21 protein-coding genes, 1 tRNA gene and 2 pseudogenes are annotated in these 20,889 nt (G+C 61.3%); 2 read left to right on the forward strand and 22 right to left on the reverse strand.

Annotated elements, in window-relative coordinates; all coding sequences use genetic code 11:
• Nucleotides 1-446 precede the first annotated feature (446 nt).
• The 14 genes and pseudogenes from EL335_RS09060 to EL335_RS09130 form a co-directional block, all read right to left on the reverse strand.
• Nucleotides 447-1,607 carry a trans-sulfuration enzyme family protein gene (locus EL335_RS09060; RefSeq protein WP_126446159.1) on the reverse strand — a complete coding sequence of 387 codons (1,161 nt, stop codon included), beginning with the start codon at nucleotides 1,605-1,607 and terminating at the stop codon, nucleotides 447-449.
• A 13-nt stretch (nucleotides 1,608-1,620) separates the two neighbouring features.
• A complete protein-coding gene (locus EL335_RS09065; RefSeq protein ID WP_284155308.1) occupies nucleotides 1,621-2,142 on the reverse strand; it encodes a TlpA family protein disulfide reductase in 522 nt (173 codons plus the stop codon).
• Nucleotides 2,135-2,692, reverse strand: coding sequence for a hypothetical protein (locus EL335_RS09070; protein ID WP_172599970.1), 558 nt, complete (start codon nucleotides 2,690-2,692; stop codon nucleotides 2,135-2,137). Before EL335_RS09070 ends, EL335_RS09065 begins: the two co-directional genes overlap by 8 nt.
• A 390-nt stretch (nucleotides 2,693-3,082) precedes the next feature.
• A pseudogene (locus tag EL335_RS09075) lies at nucleotides 3,083-4,318 on the reverse strand (IS256 family transposase).
• Between the two features lie 145 nt (nucleotides 4,319-4,463).
• Nucleotides 4,464-4,679: a hypothetical protein gene (locus EL335_RS09080; protein WP_126446165.1), complete on the reverse strand. Its 216-nt coding sequence runs from the start codon at nucleotides 4,677-4,679 to the stop codon at nucleotides 4,464-4,466.
• A complete protein-coding gene (locus tag EL335_RS09085; protein WP_126446168.1) occupies nucleotides 4,676-5,428 on the reverse strand; it encodes a sulfite exporter TauE/SafE family protein in 753 nt (250 codons plus the stop codon). Before EL335_RS09085 ends, EL335_RS09080 begins: the two co-directional genes overlap by 4 nt.
• Nucleotides 5,429-5,546: 118 nt before the next feature.
• Nucleotides 5,547-6,980: an MFS transporter gene (locus EL335_RS09090; RefSeq protein ID WP_284155310.1), complete on the reverse strand. Its 1,434-nt coding sequence runs from the start codon at nucleotides 6,978-6,980 to the stop codon at nucleotides 5,547-5,549.
• Nucleotides 6,950-7,684, reverse strand: a complete 735-nt coding sequence (locus EL335_RS09095; protein WP_126446173.1) for an MBL fold metallo-hydrolase — start codon at nucleotides 7,682-7,684, stop codon at nucleotides 6,950-6,952. The genes EL335_RS09090 and EL335_RS09095 overlap by 31 nt, the downstream gene beginning before the upstream one ends.
• A gap of 28 nt (nucleotides 7,685-7,712) precedes the next feature.
• Nucleotides 7,713-8,069, reverse strand: a complete 357-nt coding sequence (locus EL335_RS09100; protein WP_126446176.1) for a DsrE/DsrF/TusD sulfur relay family protein — start codon at nucleotides 8,067-8,069, stop codon at nucleotides 7,713-7,715.
• Nucleotides 8,070-8,081: 12 nt separating this feature from the next.
• Nucleotides 8,082-8,753, reverse strand: coding sequence for an ArsR/SmtB family transcription factor (locus EL335_RS09105; RefSeq protein WP_126446180.1), 672 nt, complete (start codon nucleotides 8,751-8,753; stop codon nucleotides 8,082-8,084).
• A 219-nt stretch (nucleotides 8,754-8,972) separates the two neighbouring features.
• Nucleotides 8,973-9,104: pseudogene (locus EL335_RS09110) on the reverse strand (IS256-like element ISCARN27 family transposase); the annotation flags it as partial.
• Nucleotides 9,105-9,694: 590 nt separating this feature from the next.
• Nucleotides 9,695-10,324 carry an NADPH-dependent F420 reductase gene (locus tag EL335_RS09120; RefSeq protein WP_126446182.1) on the reverse strand — a complete coding sequence of 210 codons (630 nt, stop codon included), beginning with the start codon at nucleotides 10,322-10,324 and terminating at the stop codon, nucleotides 9,695-9,697.
• Nucleotides 10,325-10,352: 28 nt separating this feature from the next.
• On the reverse strand, nucleotides 10,353-11,216 hold the full coding sequence (locus tag EL335_RS09125) for an SDR family oxidoreductase (RefSeq protein ID WP_126446185.1): 864 nt from the start codon (nucleotides 11,214-11,216) through the stop codon (nucleotides 10,353-10,355).
• Between the two features lie 14 nt (nucleotides 11,217-11,230).
• A complete protein-coding gene (locus EL335_RS09130) occupies nucleotides 11,231-12,001 on the reverse strand; it encodes a type 1 glutamine amidotransferase domain-containing protein (RefSeq protein WP_126446187.1) in 771 nt (256 codons plus the stop codon).
• Between the two features lie 101 nt (nucleotides 12,002-12,102).
• On the opposite strand from EL335_RS09130, the gene EL335_RS09135 reads away from it, so the two are divergent.
• On the forward strand, nucleotides 12,103-12,996 hold the full coding sequence (locus EL335_RS09135; RefSeq protein ID WP_126446190.1) for a LysR family transcriptional regulator: 894 nt from the start codon (nucleotides 12,103-12,105) through the stop codon (nucleotides 12,994-12,996).
• A gap of 403 nt (nucleotides 12,997-13,399) precedes the next feature.
• Here EL335_RS09135 and EL335_RS09140 read toward each other — a convergent pair whose 3' ends face one another.
• Both EL335_RS09140 and EL335_RS14350 read right to left on the reverse strand, forming a co-directional pair.
• Nucleotides 13,400-14,449, reverse strand: coding sequence for a Fic family protein (locus EL335_RS09140; RefSeq protein ID WP_126446193.1), 1,050 nt, complete (start codon nucleotides 14,447-14,449; stop codon nucleotides 13,400-13,402).
• A gap of 98 nt (nucleotides 14,450-14,547) precedes the next feature.
• A complete protein-coding gene (locus EL335_RS14350; RefSeq protein WP_172600072.1) occupies nucleotides 14,548-14,697 on the reverse strand; it encodes a hypothetical protein in 150 nt (49 codons plus the stop codon).
• Nucleotides 14,698-14,702: 5 nt separating this feature from the next.
• On the opposite strand from EL335_RS14350, the gene EL335_RS09145 reads away from it, so the two are divergent.
• Nucleotides 14,703-15,107 (forward strand): PaaI family thioesterase, encoded by a 405-nt coding sequence (locus EL335_RS09145; protein WP_284155311.1) that lies wholly within the window; start codon nucleotides 14,703-14,705, stop codon nucleotides 15,105-15,107.
• A gap of 392 nt (nucleotides 15,108-15,499) precedes the next feature.
• Here the strand turns inward: EL335_RS09145 and EL335_RS09150 are convergent.
• The 6 genes from EL335_RS09150 to EL335_RS09175 form a co-directional block, all read right to left on the reverse strand.
• Nucleotides 15,500-15,575, reverse strand: a tRNA-Phe gene (locus EL335_RS09150).
• A gap of 397 nt (nucleotides 15,576-15,972) precedes the next feature.
• On the reverse strand, nucleotides 15,973-16,278 hold the full coding sequence (locus EL335_RS09155; RefSeq protein ID WP_126446195.1) for a hypothetical protein: 306 nt from the start codon (nucleotides 16,276-16,278) through the stop codon (nucleotides 15,973-15,975).
• A complete protein-coding gene (locus EL335_RS09160; protein ID WP_126446197.1) occupies nucleotides 16,275-18,389 on the reverse strand; it encodes a sodium:solute symporter family protein in 2,115 nt (704 codons plus the stop codon). The genes EL335_RS09155 and EL335_RS09160 overlap by 4 nt, the downstream gene beginning before the upstream one ends.
• Nucleotides 18,389-18,652, reverse strand: a complete 264-nt coding sequence (locus EL335_RS09165) for a DUF4212 domain-containing protein (RefSeq protein WP_126446200.1) — start codon at nucleotides 18,650-18,652, stop codon at nucleotides 18,389-18,391. The genes EL335_RS09160 and EL335_RS09165 overlap by 1 nt, the downstream gene beginning before the upstream one ends.
• An 83-nt stretch (nucleotides 18,653-18,735) precedes the next feature.
• Nucleotides 18,736-20,208 (reverse strand): sensor histidine kinase, encoded by a 1,473-nt coding sequence (locus EL335_RS09170; protein ID WP_284155312.1) that lies wholly within the window; start codon nucleotides 20,206-20,208, stop codon nucleotides 18,736-18,738.
• Complete coding sequence (locus EL335_RS09175) at nucleotides 20,195-20,881, reverse strand: response regulator transcription factor (RefSeq protein ID WP_126446202.1); 687 nt, start codon at nucleotides 20,879-20,881, stop codon at nucleotides 20,195-20,197. Before EL335_RS09175 ends, EL335_RS09170 begins: the two co-directional genes overlap by 14 nt.
• Between the last annotated feature and the right edge of the window lie 8 nt (nucleotides 20,882-20,889).

Here is a 20,889-nt window from a genome sequence, read left to right on the forward strand (position 1 = left end):
GGCGAGGCGATTTGCGTTTGCGCGATGAGCCAAAACCCTCGTCTATTGGCGAGGAGCGCGGGCGCAAAGGGCCCGCCCGCAGACCGGAAGCGCCCGCGCAGTCCAGAATGAAAAGGCTTGCTCACGTTCATCCGGTGACAGGACGGTCTAATGGACAATCTGGGTTAATGCCAGGCGCCCGCTTAGGAATTGCCAGGGGGCGCGTAGCGGGGTCACCTTTTCGGTGAGCTGTGAAGGTGAGGCAAGTTCTGATTTCCGAAGGCATTCTTCACCTTGAGAAGCGGTCAACTGGGGTTTTTAGGTTCAACCCAACGCGCATGATCGCCATGCCCACCCGCGGAGGATGAAATACCCATGCGCAAGATAGGGGCATGGCTCATCAAGACGCCGATTGGCGAACCGGTCGCGCAGGGTCTCGTCGAAGAGGACATTTTCCGACATGACGATTACCCCAGTGCTTGATTCAGATCGGCAATCAGATCGGCAGGATCTTCCAGGCCCACGGAAAGACGCAACATGGCATCCGAGATGCCGCGCCGCGTGCGCTCCTCCGGCGTCAGGCCGTGGTGCGTCGTCGTACATGGCTGGGTCACCAGACTCTCGACACCGCCAAGACTGGGCGCCAGCGCGAAGAGCTTAAGCTTGTCGGCAACACGAGTGGCATCGTCGCCATTCCCTTTGACCTCAATGGTCAGCATGCCGCCGAAACCGCTCATCTGCCTCTTCGCCAGCGCATGACCGGGGAAGTCCGGCAAGCCGGGATAGAGCACGCGGCTGACCTTGGGATGCTTCGCCATCGCCTCGGCAATGTTTTGCGCAGAAGCGTTCTGGGCATGTACGCGCACTGGCAGGCTGCGGATGCTGCGGGCGAGCTGGCTGGCGATTTCCGGAGCAATCGCCGTACCGAGGTTCTTGCGCCAGTTCCACACCGGCATCAGCAAGTCCTTGGAACCCATCAGGGCGCCGGCCGTGATGTCCGAGTGACCGCCGAGATACTTGGTGCAGGAGTGCACTACGAAATCGGCACCGAGCGCCAGCGGGTTCTGGTTGACTGGCGAGGCGAAGGTATTGTCCACCGCCACCAGTGCGCCGTGGGCATGGGCCATCTTGGCGATGGCATGGATGTCGAAAATCTCCAGCGTCGGGTTGGTTGGCGTTTCCAGGAACACCAGGCTCACGCCTTGCGACAGCAGTTCATCGAGACGGGCCAACTCATTGCCCAGCAGGAAATGACCGGGGATGCCCAGAAGCGGCAGTTGGGATGAAATGAGTTCCAGCGTGCCACCATAGGCGTCGCCGAGGCAGACGATACCCTTGCGGCCGTGGGATAGGAACAGTGCTGCCTCGGCGGCCATGCCGGAGCAGAAGGCCCATGCCATCTCGGCACCTTCGAGCGAGGCCAGTTTCTGCTCGATACTGGCGATGGTCGGATTGAGTCCATAGCGCGTATAGAGGCTGCCGGACTTCCGCCCGTCCACGACATCAAGTAGATCGGCGGTTGAGGCGAACTTGAAGGTGGTCGTGGTGTAGATCGGGGTATGCGGCGACCCATGTGCGTCGTCGATTTCTCCGGCGTGGATGCAGCGTGTGGCCAGTGCGTCTTTCATTTTGTTCTCCTCCTCACGGTTTCAGCAGTTGTTTGATGGTGGCGACAATGTCGGGATCGTCGAATTCGCGCCCTCCGGTGGCGCGATAGGCAATCTGCCCGTTGCGATCCACCAGGAATGTCGTCGGCAGCCCCTTCACCGCCCAGGCGGCCATGGTCTTCGAATCACGGTCGAACACAACGGGAAAGTCGGTAATCCCCGCGAATGAGAAGGCCGAATCCGGATCCTCGCCGACATTGACCGCGATGACCTCGAATTCGGCTGGCTTGAAGAGTTTGCGCACGCGGCTCAGCGACGGAAACTCCTTGCGGCAGGGCGGACACCAGGTTGCCCAGAAGTTGATGAGCACGACGCGCCCCTTGTACTGCGCCAGATCGACGATCTTGTCGTCGGTATCCATCAACCGCAAAGTCGGCGCTGGCGAGACGGTGGGCACGGCGGTCATGCCCCTGCCCTGGGCCCAGGCTGACGGCAGCACAGCCAGCAAGCCGAGGGCGGCAATGAAATGGCGCCGGTTACAATGTCGATCAGTCATGGGCGCATTCCAGTTGGTCGAGGACGATTTCATGATCTCCCTTGTTGTCGTGATAGCGGGCAATGAGGCGGAAAGGAGCGGCCGGTACCGACTCCAGCGTTGCCATGCCCATGATCCAGTCGCCGGGTTCGAAGCTGTTCTCCGTCTGGAACTGCGCCCAGCGGAAGGCAATCCTAGCGGATTGCGGCACCTTTGCCAGGGCCCAATCAGCATCCCATGACTCCGGCAATCGAAAGCCGATCCTGCGGCCTTTGGCGTCAGCGACACGCCAATCGGCAAGTCGGGTCAGGATCGGAATTGGTCCGCCATTCCGCATGCCAAAAGAAAAGCCGCAGGAGTTCGCGTAGGGGCGAATCGCTTCGGCCGCAAAGCCCCTGGCGGCGTAGAACGCCGAGAGGGGTGCCGGAGCCTGTGGATTGGCAGTCAGCACCACGTCGCCATGCCGGGCTTGATAGCGCCATGCAATGTCGTCGTTCGCGTGACCGTGTAGCGATAGCCCGGCCAGCAGAGCTGCGAATACGTGCAAGCGGAGGCTTCTCTTCATGCTCATGACAGCGCCTGATAGCTCGTGTCTGGGAGCCGAGTAGCAGCAACCGCCAGAAAGCCGCCTAAGGGAATAATCCGTGATGGCAAGCACGTCTCAACCATTCGGGCCATCGCCCCGCCATCGGGAAGGAACCCTGCGTTCCTGACCGAAACATCCTCGCATCCAGCCTTCTCCAGCAATGCACGAGCCTCGGCGGAGGAATGCCAGCGCGCCTCCGCGTAACTCCCTGTCTGCTTAACTCCTTTGGAGAGATAGAGGAGACTGTGCCGGTTGAGCAGACCAAGGGCTAGCCGCTGCCTGGCCGCCCGAGTCATTTCGCGGATGGCCCTTTGTTCATCCGATTGTGCAACCCCTTTTCTGTAAATTTCCTCAGCGGTGGTCATGACGCTCGGGTTACGGGTTGAGGTTGAGGTAGACCTTGCCGGTCATCCACTCGTCATCGAGTTCGGCGAAGAGAGCGGAGACGGGGCGCAGGCAGGAATCGGGGTTGGGGAAGATGCTCACCACCCGCGCTCGTCGGCGCAATTCCCGATTGATGCGTGTAAGGCCTGGTGGTGCGCAGCCGGATCCGATGAGAGAGCGGGAAGTGGCTTCGGCCGCCGCTTCGCGGCTTCACGTTCGCAACGCTCACGTGAGCCTGCGCCGAAACTTCGTTTTCGAAGATGGTCAGGCTTTCTGGGACGGCTTCCTCGGCCCATTGGGCGAGCTTGGGATGTTCCTTGCGCCAGACATCCAGAAATGCCTTCAAGAGGCGTTCGGCTTCTGTTCGGTCGGGGGCATTGAAGAGGGCGCGCAGTTGAGCCGCGACCGTTTTTCTGGCCTCTTGGCGCGTGACGAACTGAGCGGCGTTCTGTTGCAGATGGAACTGGTAACGCTGCCAGGGCACAGAGGAGAGCACGGCCCGGCGGGCGGCCTTGAGTCCGGCATGATCGTCGGCGACGATGAGCTTGACGCCCTTGGGTCCCCGGGCGAGCAGGCTTTCCAGGAAGCGCCGCTTTTTTATCTCGGCCTCCGAGGTGGCGATCTCGCAGCCCAGTACGCGGCGTTTGCCCGAAGCCTCGATGCCGACGGCGATGAGCACCGCGCAATCGACGATCCGGCCTTCCAGGCGCACTTTCTCGTATCGGGCATCCAAGAAGAGGTAAGGCACTCCGCCCAAGGGGCGTTCCCGCCAGGCTTTGAGTCCTTCGTCGTGCTTGGCGGCAGCGCGGCTGACCTGGGCGGAAGAGAGCGCAATCTCGGGGCCCAGCAGCCGTTGCAGCACGTCGATGACGCGGCGGGTGGAGACGCCTTGCACATACGTCTCGGCGAGCGCCAGATGGGCTGCCAGGTCGGTGCGGGTGCCCTTCTCCAAGGCGGAAGGGTAAAAGTCGCCGGATCGCACTTGGCTAGCACCTGGAAGGTCAATTCACCCAGCCGGGTGAGCATGGTTTTGGGTTTGAAGCCGTTGGCGTAATCGCGCCGTGTTTCGGCGCGCTCGTAGGGGCGGGCGCCGATGAACTCGCTTCGTTCGATCTTGGCAGCTTCATTGATGAGGATACGCAGGGCTTCGCCGGCGCCGTCCAAGCCATTTTCAAGCAAGACGGCATAGGCGACTTCCAAAGGATTCGTTTCGACACGCATCACCATGAGGGATACACTCCTTTCTCGAGGTCATGGCGTCAGACTCACCAGCGCACCGCCTGCTGGGCGGGAACCTCCGGCGCTACGCGCCTGCGTCCCCCGCCCAGCAGACAACAGGCAAAACGGAATTTACAGAAAGAACGATACACAACTAATGGATATGCTGCTTGCCGAAAAAACGACCCAAAGGAACTACCAAGTCCTCCGGACGACGCCAGCCTGAAGGAATCCAGATCAGGCCGGGCAGGAAGATAAGTTCGGACCTGGGTGCTATGACGGTAATCTCGACTTGGCTGTCGATCTGACGCAGCCTGCGTGCTGCGGCGAGCGCGGCAAAGCCAGCGCCGATAATGGAGACGCGCTTCATAAAACCACACTCTTGATGATGATGTAGGTCGCAACGATCATCAATCCCCAGGCAAAGCCCTGCCGCAGGGCTTCACCCGACCAGCGACGGGCCAGCCGAGCGCCCGTCAGACTGGAGAGGACTGTCACCCCGGCGAAGGCGCCCATGACCGAATAATTGACTGTCACGGAACCTAGGTAGCCGACGAAGCCGCTGAGCGAGTTCAGCGACACGACTGCCAGCGATGTGCCGATCGCCCGTTTCATCGGGATGCCGGCCAGCAGCACCATGGCCGGCACGATGAGGAATCCGCCCCCGACACCTACGACGCCCGCGAGCAGGCCCACGCCGCTGCCGGAAACGATGAGAAGAATCACCCGTGCCCTGTCGCTGCGCTCAGTGTTTTGATGGTTGCCCGCTTTCTTGCGAAGCATCCGATAGGCGGCGACATACATCACAACCGCAAAGAGTCCGAGTTGGAATGTGACCGGCACCGTGGCGCCCAAGCGGGCACCGGCATAGGTTCCAGCCACACCGAGCGGACCAAAAGTGGCCGCCGCCCGCAGGTCTACGTTGCCTGCCCGCCAGTGGTCCCAGGCGGAGAGCACGGCGGTGATGGCGATAATGCCCAGGCCCATGGCGATGGCTTCCTTGGGCGGCAAGTGCAGCAGGTAGATCAGCGCCGGCACCACAACAATGCCACCACCGCTGCCGAAAACCCCCAGCGCAAGCCCTGTCAACACACCGGAAAGCAAAGCCCAGGTCAGCATGACACTCCCCACCCTTCGTTCAGCATCTTGTCCACTTCGGCATCGAGCGCTTCTTTGATCTCCAGGGGGGCGATATTGTCGGCACCCAAGATGGCCAGGATGTCGCCCGGCATGACGATCACGCCATCGGATGGTTGTATTGGCCTGCTGTTAAGCCAGATTGAGGGGAATCCGTGGCCATGGGCATCTCGCTCGGTGCTGATGTCGATGGTGGCAGGACAGCATCTGGCATCGAATGGGCTGGATTCAGGCGTGGGTGAGTCTCCTCGCCGAGGATCGCAAGCCCCAGGCCGGAGAGCATCATCGCCGCTGCAACGAACCAGAAAGCCCCTTCGATGGACTGTGTGGATGCCGCCGCCAACCCGAGGCCAAGTGCGCCAATGCCGTAGCCCAGATCCCGCCAGAAGCGATAGGTACCGATGGCCGACGCGCGCCAGTGGGGTGCAGAAATGTCGGCGATGGCGGCCGAGAGATTCGGGTAGAGCATGGCCATACCCACGCCTGACACGGCAGCGCTGATCGACCACCACGCCGAACCTTCGCCAAGCAGCATCATCGCCACGCCGGCACCGCAGAACCACATGCCGGCGACATTGAGCTTCTGCCGTCCCCAATGGTCTGAAAGACGCCCCGTGACTAGTTGGGAGGCGCCCCACGTGAAACCATAAACGCCGACGATCCAGCCGATACCGGGCAGCGAGACACCCTTCGAATAGAGAAACACCGGGTAGAACACCCAGATCAGCGCATCGACGAACTTCTCGACCAGGCCAGCTTGGCAGATGGCGAAGAAACGTCGGTCGCGCCAGGTCACCAGGGTGAAGATCTCACGTGTCGAGGGCTTGGCAGAAACACCTGCGGGATAGCGCGGATGCAGGGTTGCTCCGCTCGCCGCCGCCATGGGCTTTTCCTTGCGCGCCCAAGGCAGCGTGTCCTTGATGAACAATGCCGTCGTCAGGGTGGCTGTGCCGATGACCGCGAGGCCAAAGATCAGCAGGCCGTTGCGTGGCCCCATGTCTGCCGCCAGATAGCCGGTGACGATGCCGGCGATGGCAACGCCGATATAGCCGGCGAACTCATTGAAGCCAATGGTCAGGCCGCGCTGATCGGGACGCGTCAGGTCGAGCTTGGCGGTCTGGGTCATCGACCAGGTGAAGCCTTGGTTGACGCCGAGCAGCAGCGTGGCGACGACGATCCAGTCCCACGACGGCGCAAAGTAGATCAGCAACGGGATCGGGATGGCCGTAACCCAGCCGAGCAGCAGGACGCTCCGCCTTCCCCAGGATTCTGCGAGGCGGCCGGCGACGAAGTTGAGCGTGCCTTTGACGAAACCGAAGCCGACGACGAAGGCGACCAACAGGGCAAACGAGCCACGGGGTACGCCAAACTCACTCTCCGCTAGCGCCGGCACGACGGTGCGCGTCATGCCGATGGTCATGCCGACCAGCAGCACTTGGAAGATCTGGTGCAAAAACTGTCCGAGATTCGGCCGAATGCCGTGTTGAATGTCTTCGGTGAGGCTCATGCTGCGCCCAGATTGAAGGTAAGCCATTGCTCCATTTGCGCAGGCTTGGGAGGGATTTCTTTGGTCAGCGCTTCGATGAAAGCCTCACGTTCCATGTTCAGCAGTGGGTTCCAGCGCTTCTCGAAGCCAAGCGTCGAACCAGGCTTGCCGGAGATGCCGGCGCCGCAGACACTGCCGGCACAATGGCCGGCATACAGCTCGACCTCGGGCGGAAGGGTCAGAATGCGCTGATGGATCGAGTCATAAAGCTCGCTCGCCATCTCCCTTTCCTTGCCCGCCAAGTCGGGGCGGCCAATGGCGCCAACGAACATCGTATCGCCGGTCAGCACGAACCAAGGTGCGTCGGCTCGCCGCTTGTCGGTAACGACGAGGCTGATGCTGTCAGGTGTGTGGCCCGGCGTATGCATCACTTCGACCACGACGTTGCCCACCACGATGTGCTGTTTGTCTCGCAGGGGCTCGAACGGAAACTGGACACGACTGGCATTGGATTCATGGAGGCAGTACAGACCGCCGCACTTTTCCGCCAAGGCACGTCCGCCCGAGTAGTGATCGGCATGGACGTGCGTATCGATCACGTGGGTAATCTTGACGTCCTGTTTCTTGGCCTCAGTGAGGAACCATTCCTCGTCACCCAGAACAGGATCGACGACCACGGCGACATGGCAACTGCCGCAGCCAAAGAGATAGGACAGAGTGGCTTCTTTCGTAGCCAGTTGACGGAAAAACATATCTCCTCCTCGTTTGCCTTGTGGGGGTTCAGAAAACGAACTCTTTGTCGGACCAGAGTGCCCACTCGGTGAGCTCGTCGAGCGTGCCGCGATTCACCCCATCGATCAGATCTGCCGCGGCAATGCCTCGTGCATCCATGCAGGTGCCACACGCGGCGATTTGCCCCCCGGCACGGCAGACCATGCCGAGCATATCGCCGATGTTGTAGAAACCCTGGGGAACTTTTTGCCCAGCCTTGGCGCATGCGACCGCATCACCGAGCAGAAACACTTTCAATTCGACCTGCCCTACGCCTTTCTTCAGCAAGTTGCGAGCGAGCCGTAGCGCGTTGTAGCTGCGTTCGGTGCCATAGGGCGCATCGTTGAGGATGAACAGATATTTCATGGCGATCTCCGATCAAGTCCCAGATGTTTCTTCTTCGAGGGGCAAACCAGCAGCGAACCATTCCGCCACGCCGTCGCTGATCTTGCGGGCTTTGAAGCCACGCTGTTTGAGCAACGCCACCGCTTCGTTCGACATCAGACAAAACGGTCCGCGACAATAGGCGACGATTTCCTTATCCTTGGGAAGTTCGTCAAGGCGGCGCTTGAGTTCGGAAAGGGGAATCGAACGGGCATACGGCAAATGAGCGACCTGGTATTCGGCTTCGGGACGAACATCCAGAACGAAGACATCGCCCTTCTCGGCCTTGTCAAGCAAGGACAAGCGGGTTTCCTCTGTCAGCCGTTCAGGGCCGGACACGATCTGACTTAGGGCGACTTGCAACTCCACGAGGTGTTCGGTCGCCACGGCATGCAGGTTGGCCCAGAGTCCGGCCACATCATCGCCCGCCAAACGGTAGTAGATGAAGCGACCCTCCCGTCTCGCCTCGACGACACGCGACTCCTTGAGCACCCGCAGATGGGCACTGGCGAGTTTCATGTCAATGGCAGCCTCACTGGCCAGCACCTCCACCGGCTTCTCGCCCTGGGCAAGCAGTTCGAGAATTTCCAGACGCTTAGGGCTGGACAAAGCTTTGCCAACCCGGGCCACTTGCTCGTAAAGAAGGTTTTTTAGGTTTCGGCTCATATCAATAGTCTAACGATAATTAGATTGTTGTCAACGTGGTAACCCACTAAACCGGATATTTCATGAGAAACCAGCTTCCTTACCACTTACCTATAACCGTCTCGCATAACCAGTTGTGTGTAGTTGTGCAAAATGCTGATCAGGTAATTGGTTGAATCTGTTTGCGCAGTTGACGGCACGAAGGACGTAGCCCGTAGGGGCGCCAACTGCGCGGTCGCTTCAGGCGGCCAGTCTCAATGCCTTCTTTTTCTGCTCTGCGAGCAGCGTCATGTTCAGGTAACGGCTGTCCTCCAGCCAGGTCTCGTGGGTTTCGACGCACAGCGCCCGGACCAGCCGCAGGCAGGATTCGGACCAGTCTTGGGTACTTGCCCTGCCCCATGCCCCGATCCTTCCAGCAAGGCCGCGAGGCGCGCCTGCAAGGGCGCCAGATGCGCGGCCAGCACACCGGGCTCGATCTCGGCGAGCAGCTTGTGCGCAGCGAGTAGCGCATAGGCTTCGTCCGCCGAGAACCACAGCCCGGGCAGCCCATACTTCGGCCCGGCGGCTGAGGCGCGCTCGAAGCGGTAGCCGCCCGCCTCGCAGACTCTCGATTCAGCCGCGCCCGTGCATGGGCCGTTCTCGGCCGACTTCCGCTGGGTCGCGCTTCCCGACGTCTGGCCGCACGGCCCGATCCGGCTGACCGAGGCGCAGGCCGCGGTGTTCGAGGCTCTTTGGTCGTTCAAAGGCGAGCCTCGTACAGCGGAGCAGATCATGCGGCGTGGGGGGCTGGAGAGCGCCAAGCCCAGCGACGTGCTCAAGGTCAAGGCGCGCGACAAGGGCAAGCCCGAAGTCGAGAGACCGCTGGCCGCCTACCGCGCGCTCGTGGTCACGCAGAAGCGCGCGGGCTTGTACTCGATGCCTTGCGCAGCGGCATCGGGATTGGCGATGGCCAGATCCTTCGCTTACCCGCGTCGGAGCATGGCGAATGCAAACCGACGCCCATGGCCCTGCTTGATCGCCAGGTGTATCCACGTCATGGCAAACGGCTCCAGGTAGCGTGCTGCCATCAGCGGGCCCATGTCCACCGCCTCGAACCCGATCAGCGTCGCCAGCATCATCGCGTGCTGCCGCGCCTGGGCGTCGTCGCCACACACCGGCATCATCGGCGCGCCCTGCGGATAGCGGCTGTCGGCCATGTTCTCGGCGCCGGTGGTGTTGAAGGCCTTGACCACGCGCGCCCCGCGGGCGAGTTTGGCCAATTCTTCCGCGCCCGAGGTGGTGGTGCCCACCAAAAGACCTGAGAGCCCCGGCGCCAACGGGTTGGTGGCGTCGATCAACACCTTGCCCTGCCAGTCGGGCACGCTTTGCGCGATGGCCGCTACGGCGGCGTAGGGCACCGCCAGGATGACGGTGTCGCTGGCGGCGATGGCCTCTTGTGTGGTGGTGACGCGCGCATTGTTGCCCAGCGTGGCGACTGCGTCCGCGTATTTGGCGGGTTCGGGGACGCCATAGATGACGGTCTGGCCGCGCTGGGTGAACGCCTGCCCCAGCGCCATGCCGACATTGCCAGCTCCAATGATGGAAATGCTCATGGTGATGTGCTCCTGTATCTTCGAAGAATCATTGCCAGACGTGGCGGTGCTCGGCCACGAAGTCGGCCCAGGCGGTCGCGGGTCGGCCGAGCAGGCGCGGCACGTCGTCCGTCACCTCGGCTACCCAACCCGCGGCGATGATGCGGTTGAGGCTGGACATCGCCTGCACCAGCGGCTCGGGCATGCCCGCTTGGCGCATTCCCTCCACCGCCTGCTCCTCGCTGATCGACACCAGCTGAATCGGTCGTCCAATGTGTTCGGCAATTACCGCCAATGCCTCGGCATTGGTGAGCGCTTGTGGACCTGTGAGCGTATAGACCTGACTTGCGTGCGCCTGCGGATCACGCAACACCTGCGCGGCCACGGCGGCAATATCGCGCGCATCGATGAAGGGCACCCGGCCCTCGCCTTGCGAGGAATACACCGCGCCGCTGCGGATCATGTCGCGCAGGAACGTGGTGAAGTTCTGCATGAAGTTCTTCGGCCGCAGCAGCGTGTAGGCGATGCCGGAGTCGATGACGATCTGGTCGCAGCTGCCTTGCAGCCGGGCGATGGCGATCTCCGACTTGGGATCGGCGCCAGCGCCCGAGACGCGCACGATGTGCTGCACGCCGGCGGCCTGCGCAGCGCGCACCGCGTTCGCGGTCATGGCCTCCATTTCTGGATGTGCCGGGGTGAGCAGGAACAGGCGTTCGATGCCCTGCATCGCCGCTCGCGTGGACGCGGTATTGAGCAGGTTCAACGGGCGACCCGGCGCGCCGGCCACGGACTGGCCCGATGGCGATGCGGCGATCGTCGATAGCGAGGATGGTGTCGTTTGCAAGATCTCGACCAACGCGCGACCGATGTTCCCGGTGGCGCCTGTCACGAGAATCGTTGAAATGTCTTTCATGACGTGTGCCTCCTTCAACGACCCAGCGCCTCGACCACCAGCCGCGCTGTCTCCTCACCGGAGAAGTTCTGCTGCCCGGTGATGAGGTTGCCGTCGCGCACCGCGAAGCTGCGCCACAGACCGGCCTGCACGTAGTTGGCGCCGATCTCGCGCATCCGGTCCTCGATGCGCCAGGGCATGATGTGGGTGCCGCGCGGAAGCATGTTATAGCTCCACACCGCGTGGTCGGCGAAGTCCTCCTCGCAGTTGGCAAAGCCGGTGACGGTCTTGCCCTTGGCGATGTATTCACCATGGCTGTTCTTCGCGTAGGCCAGCACGGCCACGCCGTGGCACAGCGCTGCCGCCACCTTGCCGGCCTCGTAGAACTCGACGAGCTTCTTGTGCAGATCGGTAGTCTGCTCGAAGGTGAACATCGGCGCCTGGCCGCCCGCGACGAGGATGGCATCGAAGCGGGCTATGCCTATGTCGGCCACCTTCTTCGTGTCGTCCACCAGCGCCTTGAGTTCGGGCGTGTGGATGAAGCCCTGGGTGATCAGGTCCGTCTTGCTGTAGCCGCTTGGATCGTTGGGGTCGCTCATCGCGTCGGCCTGGCACCGGCCGCCGGCCGGGCTGAACACCTGGACTTCATAGCCGGCCTCGGTGAACACGTACCAGGGGTGGGTCAGCTCGCTCCACCAGAAGCCCACGGGCCAGCCAGTGGTACTGGACACGGCCGGGTTGGCAACGACGATGGCGACGCGCTTCTTGGCGTTCGGCTTGACGGGGTTGGGGTCTTTCAGGCTCATCTCGGGCTCCGGGGTTGGTTGACGATGGCTCGAGTCTGAGACTTGCTGCGGAATAGAAAAATACCCTCTAATATGACTATCTGTTGATTTTCGAGATAACAATGGAACTTGCGACGCTTCGCGCCTTTGTCAAGGTCGTGCAAACCGGCAGCTTCACGCGTGCGGCCGAGGCTCTGAACATCCAGAAGGCTTACCTCTCGCGCGTGGTGATCCAGTTGGAAAAAGAACTGGGCGCGCGGCTGCTGGAGCGCACGACGAGGTCGTTATCACTGACCGAGATCGGACGCGAGTTCTTCGAACGCGCCGTGGGCATCCTGGCGTCGGTCGAGGAGGCCGAGCGCGCCGTGCAGAAGGCGCAGGGCGAGCCGCGCGGCGTACTCAAACTCACCTGCGGCGTGGAGTTCGGCATGATTGCGGTGAGCGGCTGGATCAGCGACTACCTCGCGCGATACCCGCAGGTGCGGGTCGATGCCGATTTCACGGGCCGCCTGGTGGACATCGTGCACGAAGGCTTCGACCTGGCCATCCGTGTCGGACCGCTGGCCGACTCCACGCTGACCGCGCGCAAGCTGGGTGAGTTGGGCTATGACCTGTATGCTGCGCCGGGCTACCTGGCCCGGTATGGCGCTCCGGCACGGCCTGCGGATCTGGCCAGTCATGAAACCTTGGCGTTCTCAGGCGGCAGCCATCAGGCCACCTGGACCCTCTCGCATGGCCAACGGGTCGAGCGCGTGACCGTGCAACCCCGACTCAAGGCCAACAACGTGTTCGCCGTGCGCGATGCGGCGGTGGCGGGTCTGGGCATCGCGCAACTGCCCATGGTGGTCGCCGACGCCGCCGTGCGCGCGGGACAGTTGCGCGGCGTGCTGACGGACTGGTCACTGCCGACAGTTCCTGTGCACGCCGTGTTTGCCAGTGCGCGCTACCTGACTCCCAAGGTCAGGGCCTTCATCAATGTGGCAGTCGAGGCCATGCGCGCCAACCCTTCGTCATGATGCTCTGGTCATCCAAGCGCGATGGACAACCGCTCCCAGTGACCCACGTGCAAGTCGTTGACGCAAAAGGCCGTCTGCGTGTGCTTCCCGCGAGACGTTGGCGCGGGTTTTGAGAGAACTGAGGGCAAAAGAGAGTCGAACTGCGCGTGTTCTGGCGCTGACGTCGGCGACCGGCGGCACACGCAGATCGGCGCCGAACCCCGCGTGGTGTCGCGAAAGCCGGAAATGAAAACGCCCAACCGAAGAAGGTTGGGCGTTGAATGGTGGTAGTGGTGAAGTCTACCACCAATTTCGAACTCGTTTCCCAAACCCCTGCGCAATCCTTCGGGCCAGAGCGGAGGGTTTCGGGCGTTTGTCCGTTTTGCGCCGAACCCGCAGGAACACGCACAGGATAGGGCCCAAGTCACTTCAACCCGTACCACACACCGCGTCCGCTGCCGTGCTGCTCCAGATGGTTGCGCTCGGTCAGGTCGCGGAAGTGTTGCTTCAGAGTATTGCGGCTGGCTCCGGTCAGTTTGATAGCATCCATCATCGTGACGCGCCCGTGCTCTCGGGCGAATTCCACGATCTGCAGCGACAGTTCGGGCAGCGCGGCCAGCACGATCTTTTCGCGCTCGACCTTCTTCTCCAGACGCCGCACCTGCTCGGCCAGCGAGCGCAGGAAGAACACCAGCCATGGCTGCCAGTTGGGCGCTTCCGTGCGGATGGTGCCTTGGGTCTGACGCAGGGCCAGGTAATATGCTTCCTTGTTCAGCTCGATCACACTCTCCAGCGAGCTGTACGGCACATAGGCGTACCCGGCCTGAATCAGCAGCAGGGTCGTCAGGACCCGGCTCAAACGCCCATTGCCATCCTGAAAGGGGTGAATCTCCAGAAACACCACCACGAAGATCGCGATGATCAACAAGGGGTGCAGATGCCCCTTGTCCCGCTCATCATTCACCCACGACACCAATTCGGCCATCAGCCGTGGCGTATCGAACGGCGTGGCGGTCTCGAAGACGATCCCGATCTGGGTTCCGTTTTCATCGAAGGCGGCGACGCTGTTCGAATGGGTCTTGTACTGTCCCCGGTGGCGCGCATCCTTCTCGCTGTGGCGCAGCAGGATCTGGTGCAGTTGCTTGATGTGGTTCTCGTTGAACGGGATCTCCTGCCACGAGCTGAACACCAGATCCATCAGCTCGGCGTAACCGGCCACTTCCTGCTCGTCGCGAGTGGCGAAGGATTGAATGGCCAGGTTGGAAAGCAAGCGCTCTACCTCGCGGTCAGTCAGCTTGCTGCCCTCGATACGGGTGGAGGATCCGATGCTTTCGATGGTCGCCACCCGCCGCAGCGCTGAAAGACGCTCGGGCGCGAGGGTTCCCAAGGCCCGCCATGCGCCTTTGAATTCGTCGATCCGGGCAATCAGGCTCAGGATCTCGGGGGTGATCTGGAGTGTGTCTGAACGTAGCATGCAACTTATACTACACCCATTAACACCCATTTTGAAGCTAGCCAGTCTTAGAATGGGTGTAAATGGGTGATCTTTTGGTTTAATCTGAATCGCTCGCGCTACGCGTCGGCTTCGTCAAGCTCGTAGTAGCTGTCGTCGTCACCCGCGCCAATGTCGAGCTCCATGTCGTTCATGAGGCAGACCCGTCCAGCCTTCCGACTGTTTTGGAATACTTGCAACGGCAGATCGACGGCACGCTTCCTCCGCATGCGACTTGTCGCATGAACTACCCGACCGCCATTTCCCGACTGCTTGGATTCCGAGTGCTCAGCCTTGGCAAGGCACATGCCTGTCTGGAAATGGGGCCGACGCAGAGATCCACGGCAACCAACAGGGCACGGTCCATGGCGGGTTGCTGAGCGAGTTGGCTGACGCAGCCATTGGCACCGCGCATTCGACCGTTGTCGAAGGGGATGAAAGTTTCACAAGCATCGACCTGCGCATCAACTTCTTCCGCCCCGTCTGGAGAGCCACGCTCATGGCGAAGGCAAGTCCTGTAAGGCGTGGACGCACTGTTTCGCACTACCAATGCGAAATTATTCGCGAAGACGGCAAGCAGGTCGCCCTAGCGGCAGGTACGATCATGACGCTGCGTGGCCCGGCAGCGCACGGAAGGTGAGAAAGCGGATCGGAAACATTCCCTCAGGCGGCACACGGTATCCGACTACTCCGACTCGTTTGTCATTCGACGATCTTCATAAGATGGCCGTGTCAGAACCGATGAAGCATAAATCATTCGGTTAAGCGATACCGTAATCCAACCGTTTGATTCGTCAGCGCGTAACCCATTGATCTGCATGGGTCCGCGTTGCGGCCTCTGCGGACTTCGGCCCTTAGCCGGCGAGCGAGGCTGGAGAGAAGAACGGCCTGGAGAGAGCGAAATGTTCCCCGAGGTGGGCGCGAGCGCCGAGGCAGGAAGTCCACACGGATTCTCACGAACCCGCGCAGGCACGCGGGAGTGCGCAAGAAAAAACCCCAACCGAGAACGGTTGACCTTTATATATTGTATATTGGTGGCCAGGGGCAGAATCGAACTGCCGACACGCGGATTTTCAGTCCGCTGCTCTACCAACTGAGCTACCTGGCCCAAAACTACCGCAGCACGCGGATTTTGGTTCCGGCTAACGTTCGCTCCGCTCACGTTACCCTGCACCGCAACCCGTTTTGCTTCAGGTTGTGGTTCCGGCCAACGTTCGCTCCGCTCACGTTACCCTGCACCGCAACCCCCGTTTTGCTTCAGGTTGTGGTTCCGGCCAACGTTCGCTCCGCTCACGTTACCCTGCACCGCAACCCCCGTTTTGCTTCAGGTTGTGGTTCCGGCCAACGTTCGCTCCGCTCACGTTACCCTGCACCGCAACCCATCCGCTGCGCGGCCGGGTTGTCAGTCCGCTGCTCTACCCACTGAGCTACCTGGCCCGCGAATGGAAAGCGCGAATTATAGGTAGCCTCGATCCTTGCGTCAAAAACTTCTTGCCGTCTCGGGATCAAAAGCATTGCAGCTGATGCGCCTCACAGTAGGTCCGCTTCAACCAGGCAAGACCGATCCAGGCCCAGAACAGCACGAAAAAAGCAACGAAGGGCAAATGGCGGTCGAGGATCTGCGGTGGGGTGATGAAGCGCACCAGTTTGATCACTGGCGAGACAATCAGGACGAAAAGTTTATAAATGCCGTTGCTGTGCCGTTTGTTGCCGGCCAAAAGCGCCAGCACGCCCTGGCCGAGCAGGCAATACATCGCCACTTCGACGAGAGCGCGCAAGATGCCAATGAGAAAAAGTTCCGGGTGATTCATGAAGGGCCAACGCTCCCTTTCACGCGGGTTTCGATGCTGCCCTCCAGGTTCGGATAGCGCACGTGATCAACCAATTGCTGGATTTCCTTGCGTGGTGCCGGCGCCAGAAAAGAGCCGACGATCACGCCGAGAAACCCCACGGGAATACCGAAGATACCTGCGGATATCGGGTTGATGTCCCACCACAGTGGTGCATTGATGCCGAAGAATGGGTGGGAGCGGTAGATGTAATAAAGGCAGATGCCCAGACCCAGCACCATGCCGAGTATGGCGCCGGTTGCATTGGCCCTCTTCCAGAACACGCCCAATACGAGGGCAGGGAAGAAAGCCGAGGCGGCGATCGAAAATGCCGCGCCGACGAGGAATAGGATGTCACCAGGTTTGAGACTGGTCACGTAGGCAGCAATCACGGCGACGACCAGCAGCAGCCCCTTGGAAACGGCGAGCCGGCGCAGGGTCGGCGCACGCGGGTCGATCATCTTGTAATAAAGGTCGTGCGAGAGTGCATTGGCGATGGTGAGCAGCAGTCCATCGGCGGTGGAGAGCGCCGCAGCAAGACCACCGGCGGCGACGAGCCCGGAGACGACATAAGGAAGGCCGGCGATTTCCGGCGTGGCCAGCACGACGAGATCACCGCCCAGGGTGATCTCGGCCAATTGCACGATGCCGTCGCGGTTGATGTCGGTGATCGCCATCAGCGTCTTGTCCACCGCCGCCCAGTTGCTGACCCAGGCGGGAAGCTGCGCGAACGCAGAGCCGACGAGGTTGTGATAGACCTCGTATTTGACGAGGATCGCCAGCGCCGGCGCGGTGAAATAAAGCAGGAGGATAAAGAACAACGACCAGAACACCGATTCGCGCGCCTGCTTGACCGAAGGGGTGGTGTAGTAACGCATCAGGATGTGCGGCAGCGCGGCGGTACCGACCATCAGGCAAAAGATCAACGCCAGAAAGTTCTTCTTGGCAGCAAACCGCCCCGCTTCATCTTGGGCCGGAAAAGGTTCGGTATGGGCCCTCACGGGGACTGCGCGGGCGAGAGCAGCCGCTTTTTCGGCTTGCCAACGGGTTCGCGCCAGATCGGGATCGGCGGGAAAATCTCGCAGCGCTTTCGCGAGCGTATCGACACGGCGGATATCGGCCGGCTCGCTCGCATTGGTAGCAGCGAGCGCCTTCTCCAGCCGTTGCTTCTCTTCCGCCAGCCAACGTGCGCCGCCACGCTCCAACGCATCGAGCCGCGCTTGCGCTTGCGCGGCACGTTCCCGGAAAATCGCACGCACCGATTCTTCTGCGGCACCTTTCGGCGCCATCGGGTCGTTGAATTCCTTTTCCAGCGCCGACACCTTGGGCAAAGCGGTGGTGTAAGCGGTGATCTGCGGCAGCGGGCTGCCGGTATGTTTGACCGACAGCCAAACCACCGGAATCAGATAGGCCAAGATCAGGATGATGTATTGCGCCACCTGCGTCCAGGTGACCGCCTTCATGCCGCCGAGGAATGAACAGACGAGAATACCGGCCAGACCGACGAAAACGCCGATGCTGAATTCGAGGCCGGTGAAGCGGCTGGTGATGATCCCGACCCCATAGATCTGCGCCACCACGTAGGTAAACGAACAGACGATCGTGGCAACGATGCCGATGAAGCGTGGAATGTTGCCGCCATAGCGCGCGCCAAGAAAGTCGGGGATCGTGAATTGCCCGAACTTGCGCAAATAGGGTGCCAGGAACAGCGCTACCAGACAATAGCCGCCGGTCCAGCCCATCACGAAGGCCAGACCGTCGTAACCATTGTGATACAGCGTGCCGGCCAAACCGATGAAAGATGCGGCGGACATCCAGTCGGCGCCGGTGGCCATGCCGTTGAACAGCGCCGGCACACGACGCCCGGCGACATAGTATTCCGATACCTCGGCCGTCTTCGACATGAAGCCGATCGCGGCATAAAGCACGATCGTCGCAAACAAGAACAGATAACCGAGGATGCTGTTCGGCACCCCCACCCGCTCGAGCACGCCGGCGAACACCACGAAGGCGACGAAGCTGCCGGTATAAACGAGGTAATACTTGCCCAGTTGCCGGAAGAAACGCTGGTGCTGACTGGCTGGCGCTGCCATCACTCGTCCTCGCCTTCCTGAACACCATAGCGCCGATCGAGGCGGTTCATATATCTTGCGTAATAGCCGATGATCAACAAATAGATGAACGGTGCGCCCTGAGCGCCCAGGTAGAACCCCAAGGGGCCGATGATGACGATTTCATTCAGTTCGCGGGCAAACCAGCCGGCAACGAAGGTGACGACGAACCAGATCATGAGCAGCATCGTGGTGATGCGTAGATTCCTGCGCCAATATTCACGATGTTTTTCCGTCAGCTTCATGAGGTCATGGCATTCGCTCGGCCGGGATGGCGCAAATTGTAAATAGTCGTCCAGCAAGCTGACAGGGAACTGACGGATCTGGATCAGGCATCTGCGCCAGCATCGGTCTCGACTTTCGCTACCGCAGGAAAATGCAAGCGAAACAGCGTGCCTTTGCCGGCCGGATTGTCACGAAGTTCGATACGAACGCGGTGCAAATCGGCGATCTCGCGCACGATCGCCAAACCCAGCCCACTCCCCTCGGCATCGGTGCCCAGGATGCGGTAAAAGCGTTCGAAAATCCGCTCACGCTCTGCGACCGGAATACCGATGCCGCTATCCTCGATTTCCAGCACCGGGGTGCGGTCACTGCGCAAGCGCACGGTGACATGCCCACCGGATGGAGTGTATTTGATCGCATTGTCGATCAGATTGTCGATCATTTCGGACAGTAGCAATGGCACCCCGAACACCAAAGCTGCTGGCGCCACTTTGTCGTGGCTTTCGAAGCCAAGGTCGATGTTGCGTTCCAGCGCACGAGACACCCAACGGCCCATGATCTCCCGCACCAGCGTTTCGAGATCGACGCGCTCCATCGGCTGCGCGCTATCGTGACTCGCCTCGGCACGCGCGAGCCGCAGCAACTGATGCGTCAGATGCGCGGCACGATCCACCCCGGTGGCGATCCGGTGCAGATATTCGTGCAGCTGCTGGTGATCGGCTTCGCGCAAGGCCAGCTCGGTCTGGGTTTTGAGCCCCGTGAGCGGCGTCTTCAATTGATGCGCCGCAGCGGCGATGAAGCGTTGCTGGGCTTGTAGATTGTCTTGCAAACGGGCCATCAAATCGTTCATCGCCGCCAGAATCGGCTGCAGCTCTTCGGGTGCGGAATTGAGATCGATCGGCGAAAGATCGTCAGGACGACGGCGCCGGATCAGCGCTTGCAGGCGGGCAAGCGGTGCCAGCCCGCGCGTGAGGCCGAACCAGACCAGCACCACCGCGATCGGAATGATCGCAAACTGCGGAAACAGCACGCCAGAGATGATGCGCGAGGACAGCGCCTTGCGCTGGTTGCGTGTTTCGGCGACCTGAACGAGAATCGGCCGCGCATCGTCGGGCGAAGGCAGCAGCCGGTAGGCGATACGCACCACCTCGCCTTGTAGATAGCCGTTGCGGAAATGGGTCGTGCCCAGTGCGCGCTCATCGCCCCCTTTGAGCGGTGGGACGTCCGGACTACCGGCGATCAGCTCTCCCTCGGCGAGCGCCACCTGATAATACTGACGATCGGCTTGATCATCGACGGCCGGCGGCCGGGGAGGCGGTAAGGTCACCTGAATGCCGGTGGGGGTCGTCTTCACGTGGTTGAGAACCCGGTCCAGATGCTCGACCAAGACATGGTCATAGGCCTGGTCGGCAATCCGCTCGGCAACATGATGAGTTACCGCCACCGAGATCGGCCAAACCAGCAATAAAGGCGCCAGCATCCAGTCGAGGATTTCCCCGAACAGCGAATTGGGAACCGGATTGGGATCGCTGAAAACCGACGCCCGCCGCTTGCCGGAATCTTCAGGCGCTGCCAAGCGCTTCTCCTGGCGGCTTGTCGAGGCAATACCCCAGTCCACGCACCGTCGCGATGCGAATCCCTTCGGGTTCGAGTTTCTTGCGCAGACGGTGGATATACACCTCGATCGCATTGGTGCTCACCTCCTCGCCCCAGCCGCACAGATGATCGACCAGTTGATCCTTGCTGACCAACCGGCCGACCCGCAACAGCAGGATTTCGAGCAAAGCGAGCTCACGCGCCGAAAGATCGAGCAGATGGCCATTGCAGCGTGCGATGCGTTCGCTTTGATCGAAACTGAGACAGCCGAACTCGATCAGCTTCGATTGCGCGGTGCCACGACGGGTGAGTGCGCGCACGCGCGCCTCCAGCTCCGGCAGCGCAAACGGTTTGGTCAGGTAATCATCGGCGCCGGCATCCAGACCCCGCACACGGTCCTCCAGACCGTCCTGCGCGGTGAGGATCAGTACCGGCATGGGGTTCTTGCGTGCGCGCAATCGCTTCAAGACTTCGATCCCCGCAAGGCGCGGTAGCCCCAAATCGAGGATCAGCAGATCGTAGCATTGGCTCACCAACGCGGTGTCGGCCGCGGCACCATCGGCGACGTGATCGACGGCGTAGCCGGATTTCTTCAGGGCGCGCACCAGCCCATCGGCAATCATCCGGTCGTCTTCGGCGATGAGGATCCTCATGACGGCGC

This window comes from Sulfuricystis multivorans, from assembly GCF_003966565.1.
Lineage (GTDB): Bacteria > Pseudomonadota > Gammaproteobacteria > Burkholderiales > Rhodocyclaceae > Sulfuricystis > Sulfuricystis multivorans.